Origin of the sequence: Microbacterium aerolatum (assembly GCF_007988825.1) — a bacterium.
Taxonomy (GTDB): domain Bacteria; phylum Actinomycetota; class Actinomycetes; order Actinomycetales; family Microbacteriaceae; genus Microbacterium; species Microbacterium aerolatum.
Window position 1 is genome coordinate 1 of record NZ_BJUW01000004.1, and the last position, 17159, is coordinate 17159.

Annotated in this window: 17 protein-coding genes; 14 read left to right on the plus strand and 3 right to left on the minus strand. The window is 68.2% G+C overall.

Annotation, left to right across the window (positions count from 1 at the left end; all coding sequences use genetic code 11):
• A partial coding sequence (locus MAE01_RS05410) for a catalase (RefSeq protein ID WP_147038547.1) occupies positions 1-2082 on the minus strand: 2082 nt, incomplete at its 3' end.
• Positions 2083-2347: 265 nt separating this feature from the next.
• Between MAE01_RS05410 and MAE01_RS05415 the strand changes: the two genes are divergently transcribed.
• From MAE01_RS05415 to MAE01_RS05445, 7 genes are all read left to right on the plus strand, one after another.
• Positions 2348-3364, plus strand: a complete 1017-nt coding sequence (locus tag MAE01_RS05415) for a TerC/Alx family metal homeostasis membrane protein (RefSeq protein ID WP_147038548.1) — start codon at positions 2348-2350, stop codon at positions 3362-3364.
• Between the two features lie 148 nt (positions 3365-3512).
• Positions 3513-4985 (plus strand): 3-isopropylmalate dehydratase large subunit, encoded by a 1473-nt coding sequence (gene leuC, locus MAE01_RS05420; RefSeq protein ID WP_147038549.1) that lies wholly within the window; start codon positions 3513-3515, stop codon positions 4983-4985.
• 2 nt (positions 4986-4987) lie between these two features.
• Positions 4988-5584, plus strand: coding sequence for a 3-isopropylmalate dehydratase small subunit (gene leuD / locus MAE01_RS05425; RefSeq protein WP_147038550.1), 597 nt, complete (start codon positions 4988-4990; stop codon positions 5582-5584).
• Positions 5585-5678: 94 nt separating this feature from the next.
• Positions 5679-7046 (plus strand): UDP-N-acetylglucosamine 1-carboxyvinyltransferase, encoded by a 1368-nt coding sequence (gene murA / locus MAE01_RS05430; RefSeq protein WP_147038551.1) that lies wholly within the window; start codon positions 5679-5681, stop codon positions 7044-7046.
• Positions 7047-7051: 5 nt separating this feature from the next.
• Positions 7052-7807 (plus strand): lysophospholipid acyltransferase family protein, encoded by a 756-nt coding sequence (locus MAE01_RS05435; protein WP_186806135.1) that lies wholly within the window; start codon positions 7052-7054, stop codon positions 7805-7807.
• On the plus strand, positions 7797-8930 hold the full coding sequence (locus MAE01_RS05440) for an NAD(P)H-dependent glycerol-3-phosphate dehydrogenase (protein ID WP_229718197.1): 1134 nt from the start codon (positions 7797-7799) through the stop codon (positions 8928-8930). Before MAE01_RS05435 ends, MAE01_RS05440 begins: the two co-directional genes overlap by 11 nt.
• Complete coding sequence (locus tag MAE01_RS05445) at positions 8836-9918, plus strand: D-alanine--D-alanine ligase family protein (protein ID WP_147038554.1); 1083 nt, start codon at positions 8836-8838, stop codon at positions 9916-9918. Before MAE01_RS05440 ends, MAE01_RS05445 begins: the two co-directional genes overlap by 95 nt.
• A gap of 6 nt (positions 9919-9924) precedes the next feature.
• Here MAE01_RS05445 and MAE01_RS05450 read toward each other — a convergent pair whose 3' ends face one another.
• The gene (locus tag MAE01_RS05450; protein ID WP_147038555.1) at positions 9925-10437 is read right to left on the minus strand and encodes a DUF3515 family protein; all 513 of its coding nucleotides are present in this window, start codon (positions 10435-10437) and stop codon (positions 9925-9927) included.
• Positions 10438-10460: 23 nt separating this feature from the next.
• Between MAE01_RS05450 and thiL the strand changes: the two genes are divergently transcribed.
• The gene (gene thiL, locus MAE01_RS05455; protein ID WP_147038556.1) at positions 10461-11456 is read left to right on the plus strand and encodes a thiamine-phosphate kinase; all 996 of its coding nucleotides are present in this window, start codon (positions 10461-10463) and stop codon (positions 11454-11456) included.
• Here thiL and rsmD read toward each other — a convergent pair.
• Positions 11426-12004, minus strand: a complete 579-nt coding sequence (gene rsmD, locus MAE01_RS05460) for a 16S rRNA (guanine(966)-N(2))-methyltransferase RsmD (protein ID WP_147038557.1) — start codon at positions 12002-12004, stop codon at positions 11426-11428. The genes thiL and rsmD overlap by 31 nt on opposite strands.
• Positions 12005-12065: 61 nt before the next feature.
• Between rsmD and MAE01_RS05465 the strand changes: the two genes are divergently transcribed.
• The 6 genes from MAE01_RS05465 (at position 12066) to mutM (ending at position 17132) form a co-directional block, all read left to right on the plus strand.
• Positions 12066-14246 (plus strand): ATP-dependent DNA helicase RecG, encoded by a 2181-nt coding sequence (locus MAE01_RS05465; protein ID WP_147038558.1) that lies wholly within the window; start codon positions 12066-12068, stop codon positions 14244-14246.
• A 28-nt stretch (positions 14247-14274) separates the two neighbouring features.
• The gene (coaD, locus tag MAE01_RS05470) at positions 14275-14772 is read left to right on the plus strand and encodes a pantetheine-phosphate adenylyltransferase (protein WP_147038559.1); all 498 of its coding nucleotides are present in this window, start codon (positions 14275-14277) and stop codon (positions 14770-14772) included.
• Between the two features lie 84 nt (positions 14773-14856).
• Positions 14857-15354: a YceD family protein gene (locus MAE01_RS05475; RefSeq protein WP_147038804.1), complete on the plus strand. Its 498-nt coding sequence runs from the start codon at positions 14857-14859 to the stop codon at positions 15352-15354.
• 2 nt (positions 15355-15356) lie between these two features.
• A complete protein-coding gene (rpmF, locus tag MAE01_RS05480; protein ID WP_147038560.1) occupies positions 15357-15566 on the plus strand; it encodes a 50S ribosomal protein L32 in 210 nt (69 codons plus the stop codon).
• 17 nt (positions 15567-15583) lie between these two features.
• On the plus strand, positions 15584-16276 hold the full coding sequence (gene rnc, locus MAE01_RS05485) for a ribonuclease III (protein WP_147038561.1): 693 nt from the start codon (positions 15584-15586) through the stop codon (positions 16274-16276).
• On the plus strand, positions 16269-17132 hold the full coding sequence (mutM, locus tag MAE01_RS05490; RefSeq protein ID WP_147038562.1) for a bifunctional DNA-formamidopyrimidine glycosylase/DNA-(apurinic or apyrimidinic site) lyase: 864 nt from the start codon (positions 16269-16271) through the stop codon (positions 17130-17132). Before rnc ends, mutM begins: the two co-directional genes overlap by 8 nt.
• Positions 17133-17159: the final 27 nt, after the last annotated feature.

The window sequence follows — 17159 nt, forward strand, 5'->3', positions numbered from 1 at the left end:
CTCGGCGACGACGGCGGCGGCACTCCCGGTGGAGACGCCGTCGGCGTCGGCGTCGAAGCCGGCGGAGTTCAGCACATCCGCTGCGCCCTTCGCGATTCCGATCGCCTTCGCATGCCGGAACGCCTCATCGAGCAGCGCGACGGCCCGGCGATCATCCGTCGCGGTCAGAGCGACGACGCCGTCGAGCTCGACGCTGGTCGCCGTGTCGAAGCTCCGCTGCACGGGAACTCCTCCGATCTTCCCGCCGGTCGGGGCGATCACGAACGGAAGCACGCCAGCCGCGTGCAGCTGTTCCCGCACCGCCGTGAGTTCGGCCTCGTCGGCCTCGGCGGTCGCCACGATGCCGACGACGCGGCCGTCGACCGGCCATTCCTCTCCGACCATCCGCAGCGCCGGACTGGGTGCCACGTCCTCGACCGGCATGGATGCGGTGGGAGCCGGCAGTCCGAGGCGGGTCGCCACTGCTGCGCAGAGGCCCTCGTCGATGTCGGCGAGATGCTGCAGCTGGCGTTCCTTGATCGTCTGCTCGTAGCACTTGCCGAGTTCGAACGCGTAGGCGTCGATGACATGCTGCTGCTCGATGCCCGTGAGACTGCAGAAGAAGAGCCGCACCTGCGAGAAGTGGTCGTCGAAGCTCGCGGGTGCGGCGCGCTGCACGCGGCTCTCGGCGATCGGGGCGGGAACATCGATGAACGCGTTCTCGTCCGCGCCGGCGACGAACGGGCATCCGGCATCCAGCGAGTTCGACTGATACGGCGCGACCCCGCCGTGCACTGCCGACTGATGCATGCCGTCGCGCAGCATGTCGTTGACCGGTGCGTGCGGGCGATTGATGGGGATCTGAGCGAAGTTGGGTCCGCCAAGGCGCGTGATCTGCGTGTCGATGTAGGAGAACAGCCGCCCCTGGAGAAGCGCGTCGTTCGTGACGTCGATGCCAGGGACGAGGTGGCCGGGATGGAACGCCACCTGCTCGGTCTCGGCGAAGTAGTTCACCGGATTGCGGTCGAGTGTCATCGTGCCGAGCACCTCCAGCGGTGCCAGCTCCTCCGGAACGATCTTGGTCGGATCGAGCAGATCGATCCCCTGGAACATCTGATCCTCGGTGTCGGGGAAGACCTGAACCGCGAGGTCCCACTGCGGAAAGGCGCCGGACTCGATCGCGTCCGCGAGATCCCGCCGGTGGAAGTCCGGGTCCTTTCCGGCCAGAAGCTGCGCCTCCTCCCAGGTGACGCCGTGCGTGCCCAGCCGGGGACGCCAGTGGAACTTCACGAGCACCGTCGCCCCCGCATCGTCGATCATGCGGAAGGTGTGGATGCCGAAGCCCTGCATCATGCGGTAGGAGCGAGGGATGCCGCGGTCGGACATGTTCCACATCGTGTGGTGCTGCGCCTCGGTGTGGAGGGATACGAAGTCCCAGAACGTGTCGTGCGCCGATTGCGCCTGCGGGATCTCACGATCAGGATGCGGTTTCGCCGCATGGACCACGTCGGGGAACTTGATGCCGTCCTGGATGAAGAAGACCGGGATGTTGTTGCCGACGAGGTCGTAGACGCCCTCCTCGGTGTAGAACTTCGTCGCGAATCCGCGGGTGTCGCGCACGGTGTCGGCGGAACCGCGCGATCCGAGCACCGTGGAGAAGCGGACGAACACCGGGGTGACCACGCCGCTCTGCAGGAAGCCGGCGCGAGTGATGGACCCTCCTCGGCCGTTCGATTCGAAACGCCCGTGCGCTGCGGCGCCGCGCGCGTGGACGACGCGCTCCGGAATGCGCTCGTGGTCGAAGTGCGTGATCTTCTCGCGCAGGTGGTGATCCTGCAGCAGGACGGGTCCGCGAGGCCCCGCCTTGAGGGAATGATCGGTGTCGGTCAGCCGGGCGCCCTGCGCGGTCGTCAAGCGGGTTCCCTGCTGGGCGACAGCCGCCTGAGGGTCGGCGCTCGGCGCCCCGGTCGGAGTGCGCACCTCCGGTCCGGACTGATCGGGCTTGGGCGGCGGCACCTGGCCGTCTTGCGGTTCGCTCTGGCTGGGCGGCTGAGGGGCGGGACGGCCGGGGATCTGGATCTCGGGCTCTTCGTGAGTGGACATGCAGCTGCTCCTTCGCCATCGGATGATCGCTTCAGGGTGCGTCGGTGGCGTTGCATTGAGGAGGGGATTGACAGGCGCGCCGACGGGCGTGCGTCCGTGGCCCTCACAACCTCCGGTAGAATTTGTCGAGCGAGAGGGAGTATCCCGATTCTCCGCGTTCGTCATCACGAGCAACGACAGTGTTGCTCCGGACGCGGGCCGCGTATCGTGCGGGGGAGAGACTTTCGGCCTCTTACCGACCTCTCTCGAAAGGTGCTGTGCGCCCTTGAACATCCCTGTCTGGTTCGAAATCACCGCTCTGGTGGTGCTCGTCCTCGTCCTCATCGGCGATCTGCTGCTCGTACGTCTGCGTCCCCACATCCCGTCCACCAAGGAGTCCACGCTCTGGGTGGTCTTCTATGTCGGTCTGGCGCTCATCTTCGCGGGACTGCTGTATTTCATCGCCGGAGGCCAGTTCGCCGGCGAGTTCCTCACCGGCTGGGCGCTGGAGTACAGCCTCTCGATCGACAACCTCTTCGTGTTCGTGCTGATCATGGCGCAGTTCTCCGTGCCGCGCCGCCTCCAGCAGCAGGTGCTGATGGTCGGCATCCTCATCGCGATCATCCTGCGCGGCATCTTCATCGTCGCCGGCGTCGCGATCATCGAGAACTTCTCGCCGATCTTCTACGTCTTCGGTGCCTTCCTGGTGTGGACCGCAGTTCGCCAGGCCATGCCGGAGGGCGACCACGAGGGCGAGGTCAAGCGCGAGAACTTCATCGTCCGGCTGCTTCGCCGCCGCATCGACATCAGCGACGAGTACGACGGGCCGAAGCTGCGCACGGTCGTCGAGGGCAAGAAGATGTGGACGCCGATGATCATCGTCTTCGTGGCGATCGGCGTCACGGACCTGATGTTCGCGATCGACTCGATCCCGGCGATCTTCAGCATCACCCAGAACACCTTCCTCGTGTTCACGGCGAACATCTTCGCGCTCATGGGCCTGCGCCAGCTGTACTTCCTGCTCGGCGACCTGCTCGACCGCCTGCGCTACCTGCACTACGGCATCGCCGTCATCCTCGGCTTCATCGGCGTCAAGCTCATCCTCCACGCGATGCACGTCAACGAGCTGCCCTTCATCAACAACGGGCAGCACATCGAGTGGGCGCCCGACATCCCGATCTGGTTGTCGCTCACGGTCATCGTCGCCTCCATGGGAATCGCGACCATCGCGAGCCTGATCGCTTCGTCGCGCGAACGGCGACGCGCTCCGGAGGAGCTGCATCCCGAGCCGCCGACGCACTGAGCGTCCTGACCACCCGCCGCTGCCGTGTAAACTGACCGACATGCGGCGGGTGGTACTTCTCCTTAGCGGCCGCGACGAGACCTCGATCTAGGCCTTCCTCGTCGCGGCGTCCAGCGTGGCCGAACCGCTGAAAACTGGAGACACCGACATGACCGAAGCTGTTCCCACCGTTTCTTCGCGCCGTCCGCGCACCCTCGCCGAGAAGGTCTGGGACGACCACCTCGTCGTCAAGGGCGAGAACGGCGAACCCGACCTCATCTACATCGATCTGCACCTGGTGCACGAGGTCACCAGCCCCCAGGCGTTCGACGGTCTGCGCACCGAGGGGCGCCCGCTGCGCCGGCTCGACCTGACGATCGCGACCGAGGACCACAACACCCCGACGCTCGAGATCGACAAGCCGATCGCCGACCTCACCAGCCGCACGCAGATCGAGACGCTGCGGCGAAACGCCGAGGAGTTCGGCGTGCGCATCCACTCGCTGGGCGACGCGGAGCAGGGCATCGTGCACGTCGTCGGCCCGCAGCTCGGACTCACCATGCCCGGCATCACCGTCGTCTGCGGCGACTCGCACACCTCAACGCACGGCGCGTTCGGCGCGATGGCCTTCGGCATCGGCACCAGTGAGGTCGAACACGTGATGGCGACCCAGACGCTGCCGCTCAAGCCGTTCAAGACCATGGCGATCACGGTCGACGGCGAGCTCAAGCCCGGCGTCAGCGCCAAGGACATCATCCTCGCCGTCATCGCGAAGATCGGCACCGGCGGGGGACAGGGCTACGTGCTCGAGTTCCGTGGCAGCGCGATCCGCGCCCTCTCGATGGAGGGCCGCATGACGATCTGCAACATGTCGATCGAAGCCGGCGCCAGGGCCGGCATGGTCGCGCCCGACGAGACGACGTTCGCCTACGTCAAGGACAAGCCGCACGCGCCGCAGGGACAGGACTGGGAGGATGCGGTCGCCTACTGGCGCACGCTCCCGACCGACGATGGTGCGACCTTCGATGCCGAGGTGTTCATCGACGCGGACGAGCTCGAGCCGTTCGTCACCTGGGGCACCAACCCCGGTCAGGGCAGTTCGCTCTCGTCGGCCGTGCCGAACCCGGCCGAGATCGCCGACCCGAACGAGCGGGCCGCGGCCGAACGCGCTCTCGAGTACATGGACCTCGTGCCGGGGACGCCGCTGAAGGACGTGCCGGTGGATGCCGTCTTCATGGGGTCCTGCACCAACAGCCGCATCGAGGACCTGCGCGCGTTCGCATCCGTCATCAAGGGACGGAAGAAGGCCGACGGTGTCCGCGTCATGGTCGTTCCCGGCTCAGCGCGAGTACGCCTGGAGGCCGAGGCCGAGGGCATCGACCAGATCGTCAAGGACTTCGGAGCTGAGTGGCGCTTCGCGGGCTGCTCGATGTGCCTGGGCATGAACCCCGACCAGCTCGCCCCAGGCGAGCGCTGCGCGTCCACCTCGAACCGCAACTTCGAGGGACGCCAGGGCAAGGGCGGCCGCACGCACCTCGTCTCGCCGCTGGTCGCCGCCGCGACCGCTGTGCGCGGAACGCTGTCGAGTCCGAGCGATGTGTCGAGTCTGCCGGTCGCCGAGCCTGTCGAGATGGGAGCCTGATCATGGAGAAGTTCACCACCCACACCGGCATCGCCGCGCCCCTGAAGCGCTCGAACGTGGACACCGACCAGATCATCCCCGCAGTCTTCCTCAAGCGCGTCACCAAGACCGGGTTCGAGGATGCGCTGTTCTACTCCTGGCGTCAGGACGAGGACTTCGTGCTGAATCAGCCGGTTTTCCAGGGCGCCTCGGTGCTCGTTGCCGGTTCCGACTTCGGCACCGGATCCAGCCGTGAGCACGCTGTGTGGGCGCTGCGCGACTTCGGCTTCAAGGTCGTCCTCAGCCCCCGCTTCGCCGACATCTTCCGCGGCAATGCCGGCAAGCAGGGTCTGCTGGCCGCAACCATCTCGGAAGAGGATCTCGAGCGGATCTGGGCTGAGATCGACGCGAACCCGGGCACGGCGATCACGGTCGATCTCGAGGCGCGGACCGCCACCATCGGCGATTTCCAGGCCTCCATCGGCGTCGACGATTACACTAGATGGCGGCTCCTCGAAGGGCTCGATGACATCGGGCTCACGCTGCGCAACGAAGACAAGATCGCGCAGTTCGAGGCCCGCCGCGAGTCGTGGCGGCCACGTACCCTCCCTGTTCGCTGACGCAGAGTCCGCTTACATCGAGCACCGTGAGCCTGGGGCACTCTCGTCCCTGCGGCTGCCGCCGCGACCGTGAACACGAAGTGAGGCTCATCGAATGACGACCACCGCGCGCGCTGACCTCCAGGATGGGGTATCTGCTTTGACCGGAGACGTGCTGGCTATTCGTGGAGGACGGCCGCTGCGTGGCCGTGTCGACGTGAAGGGGGCGAAGAACCTCGCCACCAAGGCGATGGTGGCGGCGCTCCTGGGCGAAGACACCAGCGTCCTGCGCGACGTGCCCAACCTCAGCGATGTCGCCGTCGTGCGCTCGCTCCTCGAGGTGCACGGCGTCCGAGTCACCGAGGGCGAAGAGGCCGGCACGCTGCGCCTCGACCCGAGCGACGTCGAGTCGGCCCACATGGAAGAGATCGACGCCCACGCGGGAGCGTCCCGCATCCCGATCCTGTTCTGCGGACCGCTGCTGCACCGCCTGGGCCAGGCGTTCATCCCCGACCTCGGCGGCTGCCGCATCGGCGACCGCCCGATCGACTTCCACCTCGATGCGCTCCGCAAGTTCGGCGCGACGGTCGAGAAGCTTCCCAGCGGCATCCGTCTGTCCACGCCGGGCGGGCGCCTGCACGGCGCGAACATCCACCTGCCGTACCCGAGCGTGGGGGCCACCGAGCAGGTCCTGCTCACGGCGGTGCGCGCCGAGGGCACGACCGAGCTGCGGAACGCTGCCATCGAGCCGGAGATCATGGATCTCATCGCTCTGCTGCAGAAGATGGGCGCCATCATCTCCTACGAGCCGAACCGTGTGATCCTCATCGAGGGCGTCGAGAAGCTCCGCGGCTACGACCACCGGTCGATCTTCGACCGCAACGAGGCGGCATCCTGGGCATCCGCAGCACTCGCGACCGACGGCGAGATCTTCGTCGGCGGCGCCAAGCAGCAGGAGATGCTCACCTTCCTCAACGTGTTCCGCAAGGCCGGCGGCTGGTTCGACATCCAGGAGGACGGCATCCTCTTCCGCCGCGCCGGCGAGATTCAGCCCGTCGTCGTCGAGACCGACGTGCACCCGGGGTTCATGACCGACTGGCAGCAGCCGCTGGTGGTCGCACTGACCCAGGCGAACGGTCGCTCCGTCGTGCACGAGACGGTGTACGAGAACCGGATGGGCTTCACACAGGCGCTGGTGAAGATGGGCGCCGACATCGTCGTGCACCCCCACGGCCTGCAGGACGGCCCTCGCCGCGTTGCGCGCCGCGAGCTCGAGCAGGCCGCCGTCATCACCGGTCCGACGCCGCTGCACGGCGCCGACATCGTCGTCCCCGACCTGCGCGGCGGCTACAGCCACGTCATCGCCGCGCTCACCGCGACGGGCGAGTCGAAGGTCTCCGGCGTCGACATCCTCAGCCGCGGCTACGAGAACTTCCTGGCCAAGCTCGACGCCCTCGGCGCCGACTTCGACGTCATCGGCTGACGCGGATGGCTTCCGCATCGCCGGAGAAGACCCGGCCGAGCCTGTTCTGGCTGCTCGCGGTCATCGTCGTGCCGTTCATCTCATGCCTCGCGAAGATGCGCTTCATCGGTCGCGAGAAGCTGCCGATGACGGGCCCATTCGTCCTCGCCCCGAACCACTACTCGGAGTTCGATCCGCTGATCGTGGCCGCCGCGGTGTGGAAGCTCGGCCGCGCCCCCAGGTTCATGGCGAAGGAGAGCCTGTTCCGCATCCCGGTGGTCGGCGCCGCACTGCGAGGAACAGGCATGATCCCCGTCGCACGGTCGTCATCGCGCACGGCATCCGCCCAGACCATCGCGCAGTCGCGCGAACTCGTCCAGGCCGGCCGCGGCGTCATCGTCTACCCCGAGGGCACGCTGACGCGCGACCCCGAACTCTGGCCGATGCGCGGCAAGTCCGGTGCGGTTCGGCTCGCGATGGCCGGTGACATCCCGCTGATCCCGATGGCGCAGTGGGGCACACAGCAGATCATGGGCCGGTACCAGAAGGGACTGAGCATCTGGCCGCCGCGCAAGCCGATCGACATCATCATCGGCGATCCGGTCGACCTCAGCGATCTGAAGGACCGGCAGAACGAGCCCGCCGCCATCGCAGAGGCCACCGAGCGCCTCATGGGCGCGATCACCGCGCTGCTCGAACAGGTACGGCATGAGAAGGCGCCGGCGAAGCGCTGGAACCCCGCGGACCACGGCCAGAAGGAGACCGGACGCCTTGACTCGTAAGAACGCCGACGCCCGCGGACCGCGCGTCGCCGTCATCGGCGCCGGCAGCTGGGGAACCACCTTCGGCAAGATCCTCGCCGATGGCGGAGCGCAGGTCACGATGTGGGCGCGCCGCCCGGAGCAGGCACTGGAGATCGCCGAGGGCAAGCGCAACACGAAGTACCTCCCGGGCATCAACCTGCCGCGTACGATGACCGCCACGCACGAGCTGTCCACCGCCATCGACGGGGCGGACCAGGTGTATCTCTCGGTTCCCAGCCAGTCGCTGCGGGAGAACCTCAAGGGGCTGCGCCCGCTGCTCGAGAACACGAGCATGCCGATCGTCAGCCTCATGAAGGGCGTCGAACGCGCGAGCGGGCTGCGGATGAGCCAGGTCATCGAGCAGGAGCTCGCCTGCGACCCCGAGCGCATCGCCGTGGCATCCGGCCCGAACCTCGCGCTCGAGATCGCCAGGGAGCAGCCCACCGCCGCCGTCATCGCCTCGCTCAGCCAGGAGACCGCCGAGACCGTCGCCCGCGCGGCGCGCAACTCGTACTTCCGCACCTTCGTGAACACCGATGTCATCGGCACGGAGTTCGGCGGCGTTCTGAAGAACCTCATCGCGGTGGCCATCGGCATCGTCGACGGCGTCGGATACGGCGAGAACACCAAGGCGTCGATCATCACGCGCGGGCTGGTCGAGATGACCGACTTCGCGGTCGCCAACGGCGCGCAGCCCGAGACGCTCCAGGGACTCGCCGGCCTCGGCGACCTGATCGCCACCTGCCAGTCGCCGCTCAGCCGCAACAATACGGCCGGGCGCCTGCTCGGCCAGGGCTACAGCTACCAGGACGTCGTCAAGCAGATGAACCAGACGGCTGAGGGGCTGGCATCCGTCGCCCCGATCCTGCAGCTGGCCCGCGAATCCGACGTGCACATGCCCATCGTCGAGCAGGTGAAGATGGTGCTCGACGGCAAGATGAATCCGCGCGACATCGCACCGCACCTGACTACCGACGACGACACTCCCCAGGAGGAGAGAACCAATCATGGACAAGCAGACGGTGGTGGTGCTCTTCGGCGGGCGTTCCAGCGAGCATTCCATCAGTTCCGCAACGGCGGGCGGAGTGCTGCAGGCGATTGACCGGGATCGCTTCGACGTGATCCCGGTGGGGATCACCCGCGAGGGTGCCTTCGTCCTCGAGGCGGATGACCCGGCGAAGTTCGCCCTGGATGCCGCGCACCTGCCCGAGGTGATCGACAACGGCTCTCGCGTGCGGTGGCCGGAGCCGGGCGGCGACCGGACGCTGCGCGTCGTGCACACCGACGGATCCGTCGCAGACCACGGTGAGATCGACGTCGTGCTGCCGATCCTGCACGGCACCCACGGCGAGGACGGCACCATCCAGGGATACTTCGACACGCTCGAGGTGCCCTACGCCGGCGGCGGTGTGCTGGATTCCGCGCTGTGCATGGACAAGCACTTCATGAAGGTCGTGCTCGAGTCGGCGGGCATCGCTGTCGCCCCGTGGGTCACGGTGCGTCGGCGGGCCTGGGAGCAGGATGCCGCGCCGCTGCGCTCCGAGATCGCCGAGCTCGGGCTGCCGGTGTTCGTGAAGCCGGCGCGCGCAGGATCCAGCGTCGGCGTGTCGAAGGTGTCGGAGCTCTCCGAACTGGATGCCGCGCTCGAGATCGCCTTCGCGGAGGACGAGAAGGTTCTCGTCGAGACGGGCATCACAGGTCGCGAGATCGAGGTGGCCATCCTGGAGACCGCCGACGGCGTGCGCGCGTCGCTGCCCGGTGAGATCGTGCTCACCGAGCGCGGCTTCTACGACTTCGAGGGCAAGTATCTCGGCGGAGACGGCGTCGACGTGGTGTGCCCGGCCGAGTTGACCGAGTCCCAGGTCGCCGCGATCCAGGACATCGGGGTACGGGCGTTCGAGGCGGTCGACGGGCGCGGGCTCGCACGCGTGGACATGTTCCTGGCGGTGGACGGCGGGCTCGTCGTGAACGAGCTCAACACCATGCCCGGTTTCACGCCCATCTCGATGTTCCCGAAGTGCTGGGTGGCATCCGGACTCAGCTACGGCGACCTGATCAGCGAGCTGATCGAGGCAGGTCTGCGCCGCTGACGCTGCTCAGTCCAGCAGTTCCTGCAGATCCTCGTCGAGCTCGTCGGGGGTCGTGCATCTTCCGTCTGCGGGGACGCTCGTCACGGCCCCCACGAGCCCGCGACTGCTGATGACGTCGTTCGAGCTCACGGCTCCCGTGTCGATGTACAGCTGCACCGCGGGGTCGCGACCGTAGGTCGTCAGCCGAAGGTACGGGGTCTCGGTGGCGTCGACCAGCCAGTCCACGCCCTCGAGGGTGACGCACTGCAGCTCGGCGGTCGGGCCGGGCACGGTGACTCCGCACCGCAGCAGGATCGCGGAATCCGCTCCCGGCTCGCCCCAGGCCGCTGTGGCCTGCGCATCGGTCCAGCGGCGGTCGAGTCCGGCGATGCTGTCCGCGTTCCGCAGGCCGACCGTGACGTCGGCGCAAAGCGGGTTGTTCGCGTCGGCCGCGGGCTCCATGTGCACCGTGGTCGAGCAGCCGCCCAGAAGCGCCGTTCCGAGCAGCAGGAGGGCGGCGGTGGCAAGGCGACGAGACATGATTCCAGGCTACCTTTGAGAGCATGCCCTCCCGTTCAGCCGACGACGACCCGCGCCTCGGTGACATCTCGGAAGGCACCGTGCTGCGTGCCATCCTCGCCCGCACCGCACCGGCCGCGCACACCCTGATCGGTCCCGGTGACGACGCGGCCGTACTCGCGGCGCCCTCCGGCTCCGTGGTCGCGACGACCGACACGCTCGTGCACGGTCCGGACTTCCGGCTGGCGTGGTCGAGCGGATACGACCTGGGCTGGAAGGCCGCAGCCGTCAACCTCGCGGACATCGCCGCGATGGGTGCCCGCCCGACCGGCCTGCTCGTCGCCCTCGCCGTCCCGCGCGATATGCGCCTCTCGTTCGTGGAACAGCTCTCCGACGGGTTCAGGGCTGCATGCGAGGCACTCGCCCCCGGCTGCTCGGTCATCGGAGGCGACCTCACGGTCTCGGACGTGCTGACGATCGCCGTCACCGCTCTCGGCGACCTGGACGGTCGAACGGCCGTGACCCGTGCGGGTGCGCGCCCGGGTGATGTCGTCGCCCTGGCAGGGGAGCTCGGGCTCGCCGCCCACGGGCTGGCGGTCCTGTTCGGCAGATTCCGCGACGGAGACACTCCCGTGCCCGTGGAGGCCGCCAAGCTCGCCGCGGGCGAGCGTGCGGCGGTCTCTGCGCAGCTGCGGCCCTCGCCTCCGATCGGACTGGGACCGGTGGCCGCTCATGCCGGCGCCACGGCGATGATGGACGTCTCGGACGGCCTCACGCTCGACGCCGGGCGGATGGCCGCAGCATCCGATGTCACGATCGATCTGCACCGCGGCGCGCTCGGCGAGAATCCGGAACGCGCGCTGGCCGGCGGTGAGGACCATGCTCTCCTGGCGACGTTCCCCTCTGACGTCCTGCCGCCAGGATTCCGCGTCATCGGGATCGTGCGCGAGCGGGCAGCCGACGGTGTGCTGTGCGACGGGGAGCCGGTGGATGCCGCGGGATGGGATCCCTATCGCGACTGGGATGCCGCAGCCGGCTGAGCCCACCACATCGCGGTGTCGCCGTAGACCTTCTCTCGGAAGACCTCCAGGCCCGCAGATTCGACGTCCGGCGGCGTGGAGCGGCGCGCGCGCTCGATGACGACCACTGCGTCCTCGGAGAGCAGCGGCGCGAGGGCCGCGAGGTCCGCATTCATGGCGGCGTCGTCCTGGTCGTAGGGCGGATCGGTGAAGACGAGATCCCACGGTCCGGTGGCGCGGCCCAGGAAGGCGAGCACTGCGCTCTCGTGCACGCGCGCCGTCGCGGCGGGCAGGGCCTTGGTCACGGTGGCGATGTTGCGGCGCACGACGGCCGCCGCCGGCCGCGCGCGCTCCACGAGGTCCAGGGTCGCGGCGCCGCGGCTGAGCGCCTCGAGACCGAGCGCCCCCGAGCCGGCATAGAGATCGAGGACGCGTGCGTCGGCGATGGCATCCGCCGACTCGAGCGCACCGAACAGCGACTCGCGGACGCGGTCGCTGGTTGGGCGCGTCCCGCTGCCCGGTACGTCCAGGCGGAGCCCGCGCGCCTCTCCGGCGATGATCCTCGTCACCCCATCAGCCTAGGTGGGAAGAACGCCCAGGACTGTCCCCGGGGTTATCTAGACTTCACGAATGGTCTTCACGCTCGACACCCGCCTGGCGGATGCCGTCGGCTCTGCCGTGGCGAAGAAGCTCGAGCGGGCGTTCGAGATGCAGACCGTGGGGGACATGCTCGCGCACTACCCTCGGCGATACGCCGACCCCGCCGAGCTGACGCCCATCCGCGACCTCCCCATCGGAGAGACCGTGACGATCGTCGCCGAGGTCCTCTCGTCCTCCGCTCGCTCCATGCGAAACCGCTCCGGCGCGATGACCGATGTCATCATCGGCGACGGGCAAGGCCGCGTGTCACTGACCTTCTTCGCGAAGGGGATCAAGCAGGCCGAGTGGCGCCGAGACCAGCTCCGTCCGGGCCGCCGGGGCGTCTTCTCCGGCAAGGTCGGCTCTTTCAACGACGTCACCCAGTTCTCCCACCCGCAGTACGAGCTGTTCGACGATGACGAGGACCGCAGGACCCAGGTCGAGGAGCGCGCGCACCGGCCCATCCCGATCTACCCCGCGACCTCGGCGGTGGAGAGCGGGCAGTTCCGCGAGCTCGTGGAGATCCTGCTGCCCCAGTTGGGGGAGGTGCCCGACCCGCTTCCCGAGTCGGTCCGCACCGCGGAAGGGCTGCTCGACGCGCGCACGGCGCTGATCCAGGTCCACCGGCCGGAGACGAAGACAGATGTCGATCCCGCGGTCCGGACGCTGCGCATGCACGAGGCGCTCGTTCTGCAGACCGCTCTGCTCCAGCAGCGCGCCGAGGTGCGCGCGCTGACGGCGACGCCGCGCACAGCAAAGCCCGGCGGCCTGCTCGAGCGGTTCGACGCGACGCTGCCGTACACGCTCACCCCCGATCAGCAGTCGGTCGGAGCGCAGGTCCAGGCCGACCTGACCGGCGCGTGGCCGATGAACCGTCTAGTGCAGGGCGAGGTCGGCTCGGGCAAGACCCTCGTGGCGCTCCGGGCCATGCTGCAGGTCGCGGAGTCGGGCGGACAGTCGGCGCTCATCGCGCCGACCGAGGTGCTCGCAGCCCAGCACCTGCGCTCCATCACGAAGATGCTCGGACCACAGCTGGCACCCGAGCTCATGCCCACGCTGCTCACCGGACAGATGTCCGCTCCCGAACGCCGCAAGGCGGCGCTGCGCGTCGCCGCAGGGCAGGCGCTGATCGTCGTCGGCACTCATGCGCTGCTGGGGGAGAAGACGACCTTCGCCGAACTCGGCCTCGTCGTCGTCGACGAGCAGCACCGCTTCGGCGTCGAGCAGCGCGAGGCCCTTCGTGCGAAGGGCTCGAGTCCGCACGCCCTGGTGCTCACGGCGACGCCCATCCCTCGCACCGTGGCGATGACCGTGTTCGGAGACCTCGACACCTCCGTGATCCGCACGATGCCGGCGGGACGGGCGGGAATCGAGTCCTTCGTCGCACCGCTGGCGGAGCACCCGGAGTGGTTCCGCCGGGTGTGGGACCGCGCCGCCGAAGAGGTGGCGCAGGGCCGGCAGGTGTTCGCCGTCTGCGCGGCCATCGACACCACCAAGAAGAATTCGGGGGAAGACGACGGCGCTCTGCCGCTGCCCGAGGAGGAGGGCGCAGCAGGGCCACGCTGGGGCGTCGTCCAGCTCGATCAGGCCCTCGCCACTCACCCGACGGTCGGTCAGCTCCGGCGTGCGGTGCTGCACGGCAAGATGCCCTCTGACGAGAAGGACGCCGTGATGCAGGCGTTCGCGCGTGGTGAGATCGACGTACTCATCGCCACGACGGTCATCGAGGTCGGCGTCGACGTGCCGAACGCCTCCACCATGATCGTGCTCGACGCAGATCGGTTCGGCGTCTCGCAGCTGCATCAATTGCGGGGCCGGGTCGGCCGCGGGTCGGTGCCGGGGCTCTGCCTGCTCGTGACGGAGGCCGAGGAGGGGACGCTCGCGCGCGAACGCGTCGAAGCGGTCGCCGCCACGCTGGACGGCTTCGCCCTCGCGGAGGTCGATCTCGAGCTGCGCGGCGAGGGGGACGTCCTCGGTGCCACACAGTCCGGGGTGCGCTCGTCGCTGCGCCTGCTGCGCGTCGTGAAGGACTCCAAGCTCATCGCCCGTGCTCGCGAGCTGGCCGAACACATCCTCGAGAACGACCCGGAGCTGTCCCAGCATCCTGACCTGCGAGACGTGATCGCCCGTCGCGTGACGGACGACGACCGCGCCGCGCTCGCGAAGAACTGACCAAGCCGCGTGCAATAGGGTGAAAGGCATGAGCAGCCGGATCGCCGTCGTCCCTGGTTCGTTCGACCCGCCCACGCTCGGTCACCTCGATGTGATCCGTCGTGCGTCGAAGCTGTACGACGAGCTGCACGTGCTGGTCGTGCACAATCCCGGCAAGGAGGCGATGCTCCCGATCGCGCAGCGCCTCTCGCTGCTCGAGCAGTCCATCGCCGAAGACGACTGCGACGGCAACATCATCGTCGGCTCCTGGAGCATGGGCCTGCTCGTCGACTACGCCCGCGACGTTGGGGCAGGGGTGCTGGTCAAGGGCATCCGTTCGCAGATCGACGTGGCGTACGAGTCGCCGATGGCGATCGTGAACCGTCACCTCGCCGACATCGAGACGGTGTTCCTGCTGCCCGACCCCTCTCACGCGATGGTCTCGAGCTCGCTGGTGCGCCAGGTGGCGGGCCTCGGCGGCGATATCTCCCCGTTCGTGCCGCGTGCTGTCGCCGCGTTCCTCGACACCGGGGCCCGCGGAATCTGACGTCGGTAGAATAGAACCGTGAAGACTCGACTCAACGGACCCTTCGTGGTGCCCGTCCGCGACATCGTCCGGCACCCCGGCGAGATGCGCGAACACCGATTCTCCGTCGCCCTCCCCGAGCAATGGGGTGAGGGGATCGTCTCGTTCGCCGCCGGTTCCGAACTCGACCTCGACGTGCGTCTGGAGTCGGTCCACGAGGGCATTCTCGTCTCCGGAACGGCGGATGCCGAGTACACCGGAGTGTGCGGAAGATGCCTCACCGACATCGCCGAGCCTGTCGAAGTCGAGTTCCAGGAGCTTTTCGCGTATCCTGGAGAGGAAGAAACTGACTTCGAGGTTCAAGACGACCACGTGGATCTTGAAACTCTGGTCAGGGAAGCGGCAGTTTTGTCACTTCCGTTTCAGCCGGTGTGTCAGCCGGATTGCCCCGGGCTCGACCCGACAACGGGCGAGCGGCTGACTGAAGGCACCAGGGCCAAGGAAGACGCCCCCATCGATCCTCGGTGGGGTGCGCTCCGACAGATCGCAGACCAGGGGAGCGCGGCAGAGAGCCGCGATCCCGAGAACACAGAAGAGAGTTAGCCATGGCTGGTAACCCCCCGAAGCGCAAGGTTTCCCGTTCCAACACCCGCTCGCGTCGCGCGCAGTGGAAGGCGGAGCCCACCGCTCTCGTCAAGACCGTTGAGAACGGCAAGGTCGTCTACAGCCGCCCGCACCAGGCGAAGGTCGTCACCGACTCGCAGGGCACCGAGCTGTTCCTCGAGTACAAGGGCCGCAAGGTCGCCGACGTCTGAATCACGGTCTCACGGTCGTGACAGAAGTCCCGGGAGGGACGGCGCCACTCGCAGCTAAGCTCAGGGTCGACATCGACCCTGAGCTGCTTGCGTTGGCACTGACCCACCGTTCATACGCGTACGAACACGGCGGCATCCCGCACAACGAGCGCCTCGAGTTCCTCGGGGACTCCGTGCTCGGTCAGGCGGTGACCGTCATGCTGTTCACCAGCCACCCCGATCTCAGCGAGGGCCAGCTGGCCAAGCGGCGTGCGAGCGTGGTCTCCACCGTCGCCCTCGCAGAGGTCGCTCGCGGCATCGGCCTGGGCGCTCACCTCCTGCTCGGTCGTGGGGAGGAGCAGACCGGCGGTCGAGACAAGGATTCGATCCTCGCGGACACCATGGAAGCCGTGTTCGGTGCGACCTATCTGTCGGCGGGATCCGAATCGGCGACAGAACTGGTGCTGCGCCTGACCGCGCCGCTGCTCGAGGACCCGGAGCGCTACGGCGCCGCGATGGATCCGAAGACGAGCCTGCAGGAGCTCGCGGCGAGGATCGGTGCTGCACCGCCGACCTACTCCGTGTCGGCCAGCGGCCCCGATCACGAGCGTCGGTTCACCGCCACCGTGACCGTCGGCGACGTCAGCATGACCGGCGACGGCACGAGCAAGAAGACGGCCGAGATGGCCGGCGCGCTCAGCGTCTGGCGTGCCCTCAGCGAGCGTGCCTGAACTCCCCGAGGTCGAGGTCGTCCGCGCCGGTCTCGCTCCCGCCGTCATCGGCGCCACGATCACGAGCGTCGCCGTCTTCGACGAGCGCGCCCTCACACGGCATCCCGCCGGCGCCACCGACTTCGCAGGCCGCCTGGAGGGCGCAGACATCGTCGCTGCATCCCGCCGGGGGAAGTTCCTCTGGCTGCCGCTCGCCGGATTGTCGGTGGCACTGACCGCGCACCTCGGCATGAGCGGACAGATGCTGCTCCGCGCCCCCGATGCGCCGCAGGAGCGCCATGAGCGCATCCGCATCGGCGTCGCGCATCCGCAGCACGGCGACCTCGCCGTCGTGTTCGCCGATCAGCGCACCTTCGGGTCGCTCGCCGTCGACGCTCTCGTCGCGGACGGGAAAGACCTCATCCCGACCCAGGTCCAGCACATCGCCCGCGACCCGCTGGATGCCGCCTTCGACGATGCCGCGTTCATCGCTGCCGTGCGTCGTCGCTCCACCGCGATCAAGCGCATCCTGCTCGACCAGACGCTGGTCAGCGGCATCGGCAACATCTATGCGGATGAGTCGTTGTGGGCCGCCCGCATCCATCCCGAGACGCACGGCCGCACGCTTTCCGCGCAGGCGGTGCGGCGGCTCCTCGGCGAGGTGCGCCAGGTGCTGGAGAAGGCCCTCGCCGAGGGTGGAACCAGTTTCGACGCGCAGTACGTCAACGTGAACGGGCAAGCCGGTTACTTCGCGCACTCGCTCAATGCCTACGGTCGCACAGGGCAGCCCTGCCCGCGCTGCGGCGGCGAGATCCGCCGCGATGCGTTCATGAACCGCAGTTCGCACTACTGCCCGAAATGCCAACGCCGGCGCTGATGTTCGGAGCGGCATCGGCGAACTTGT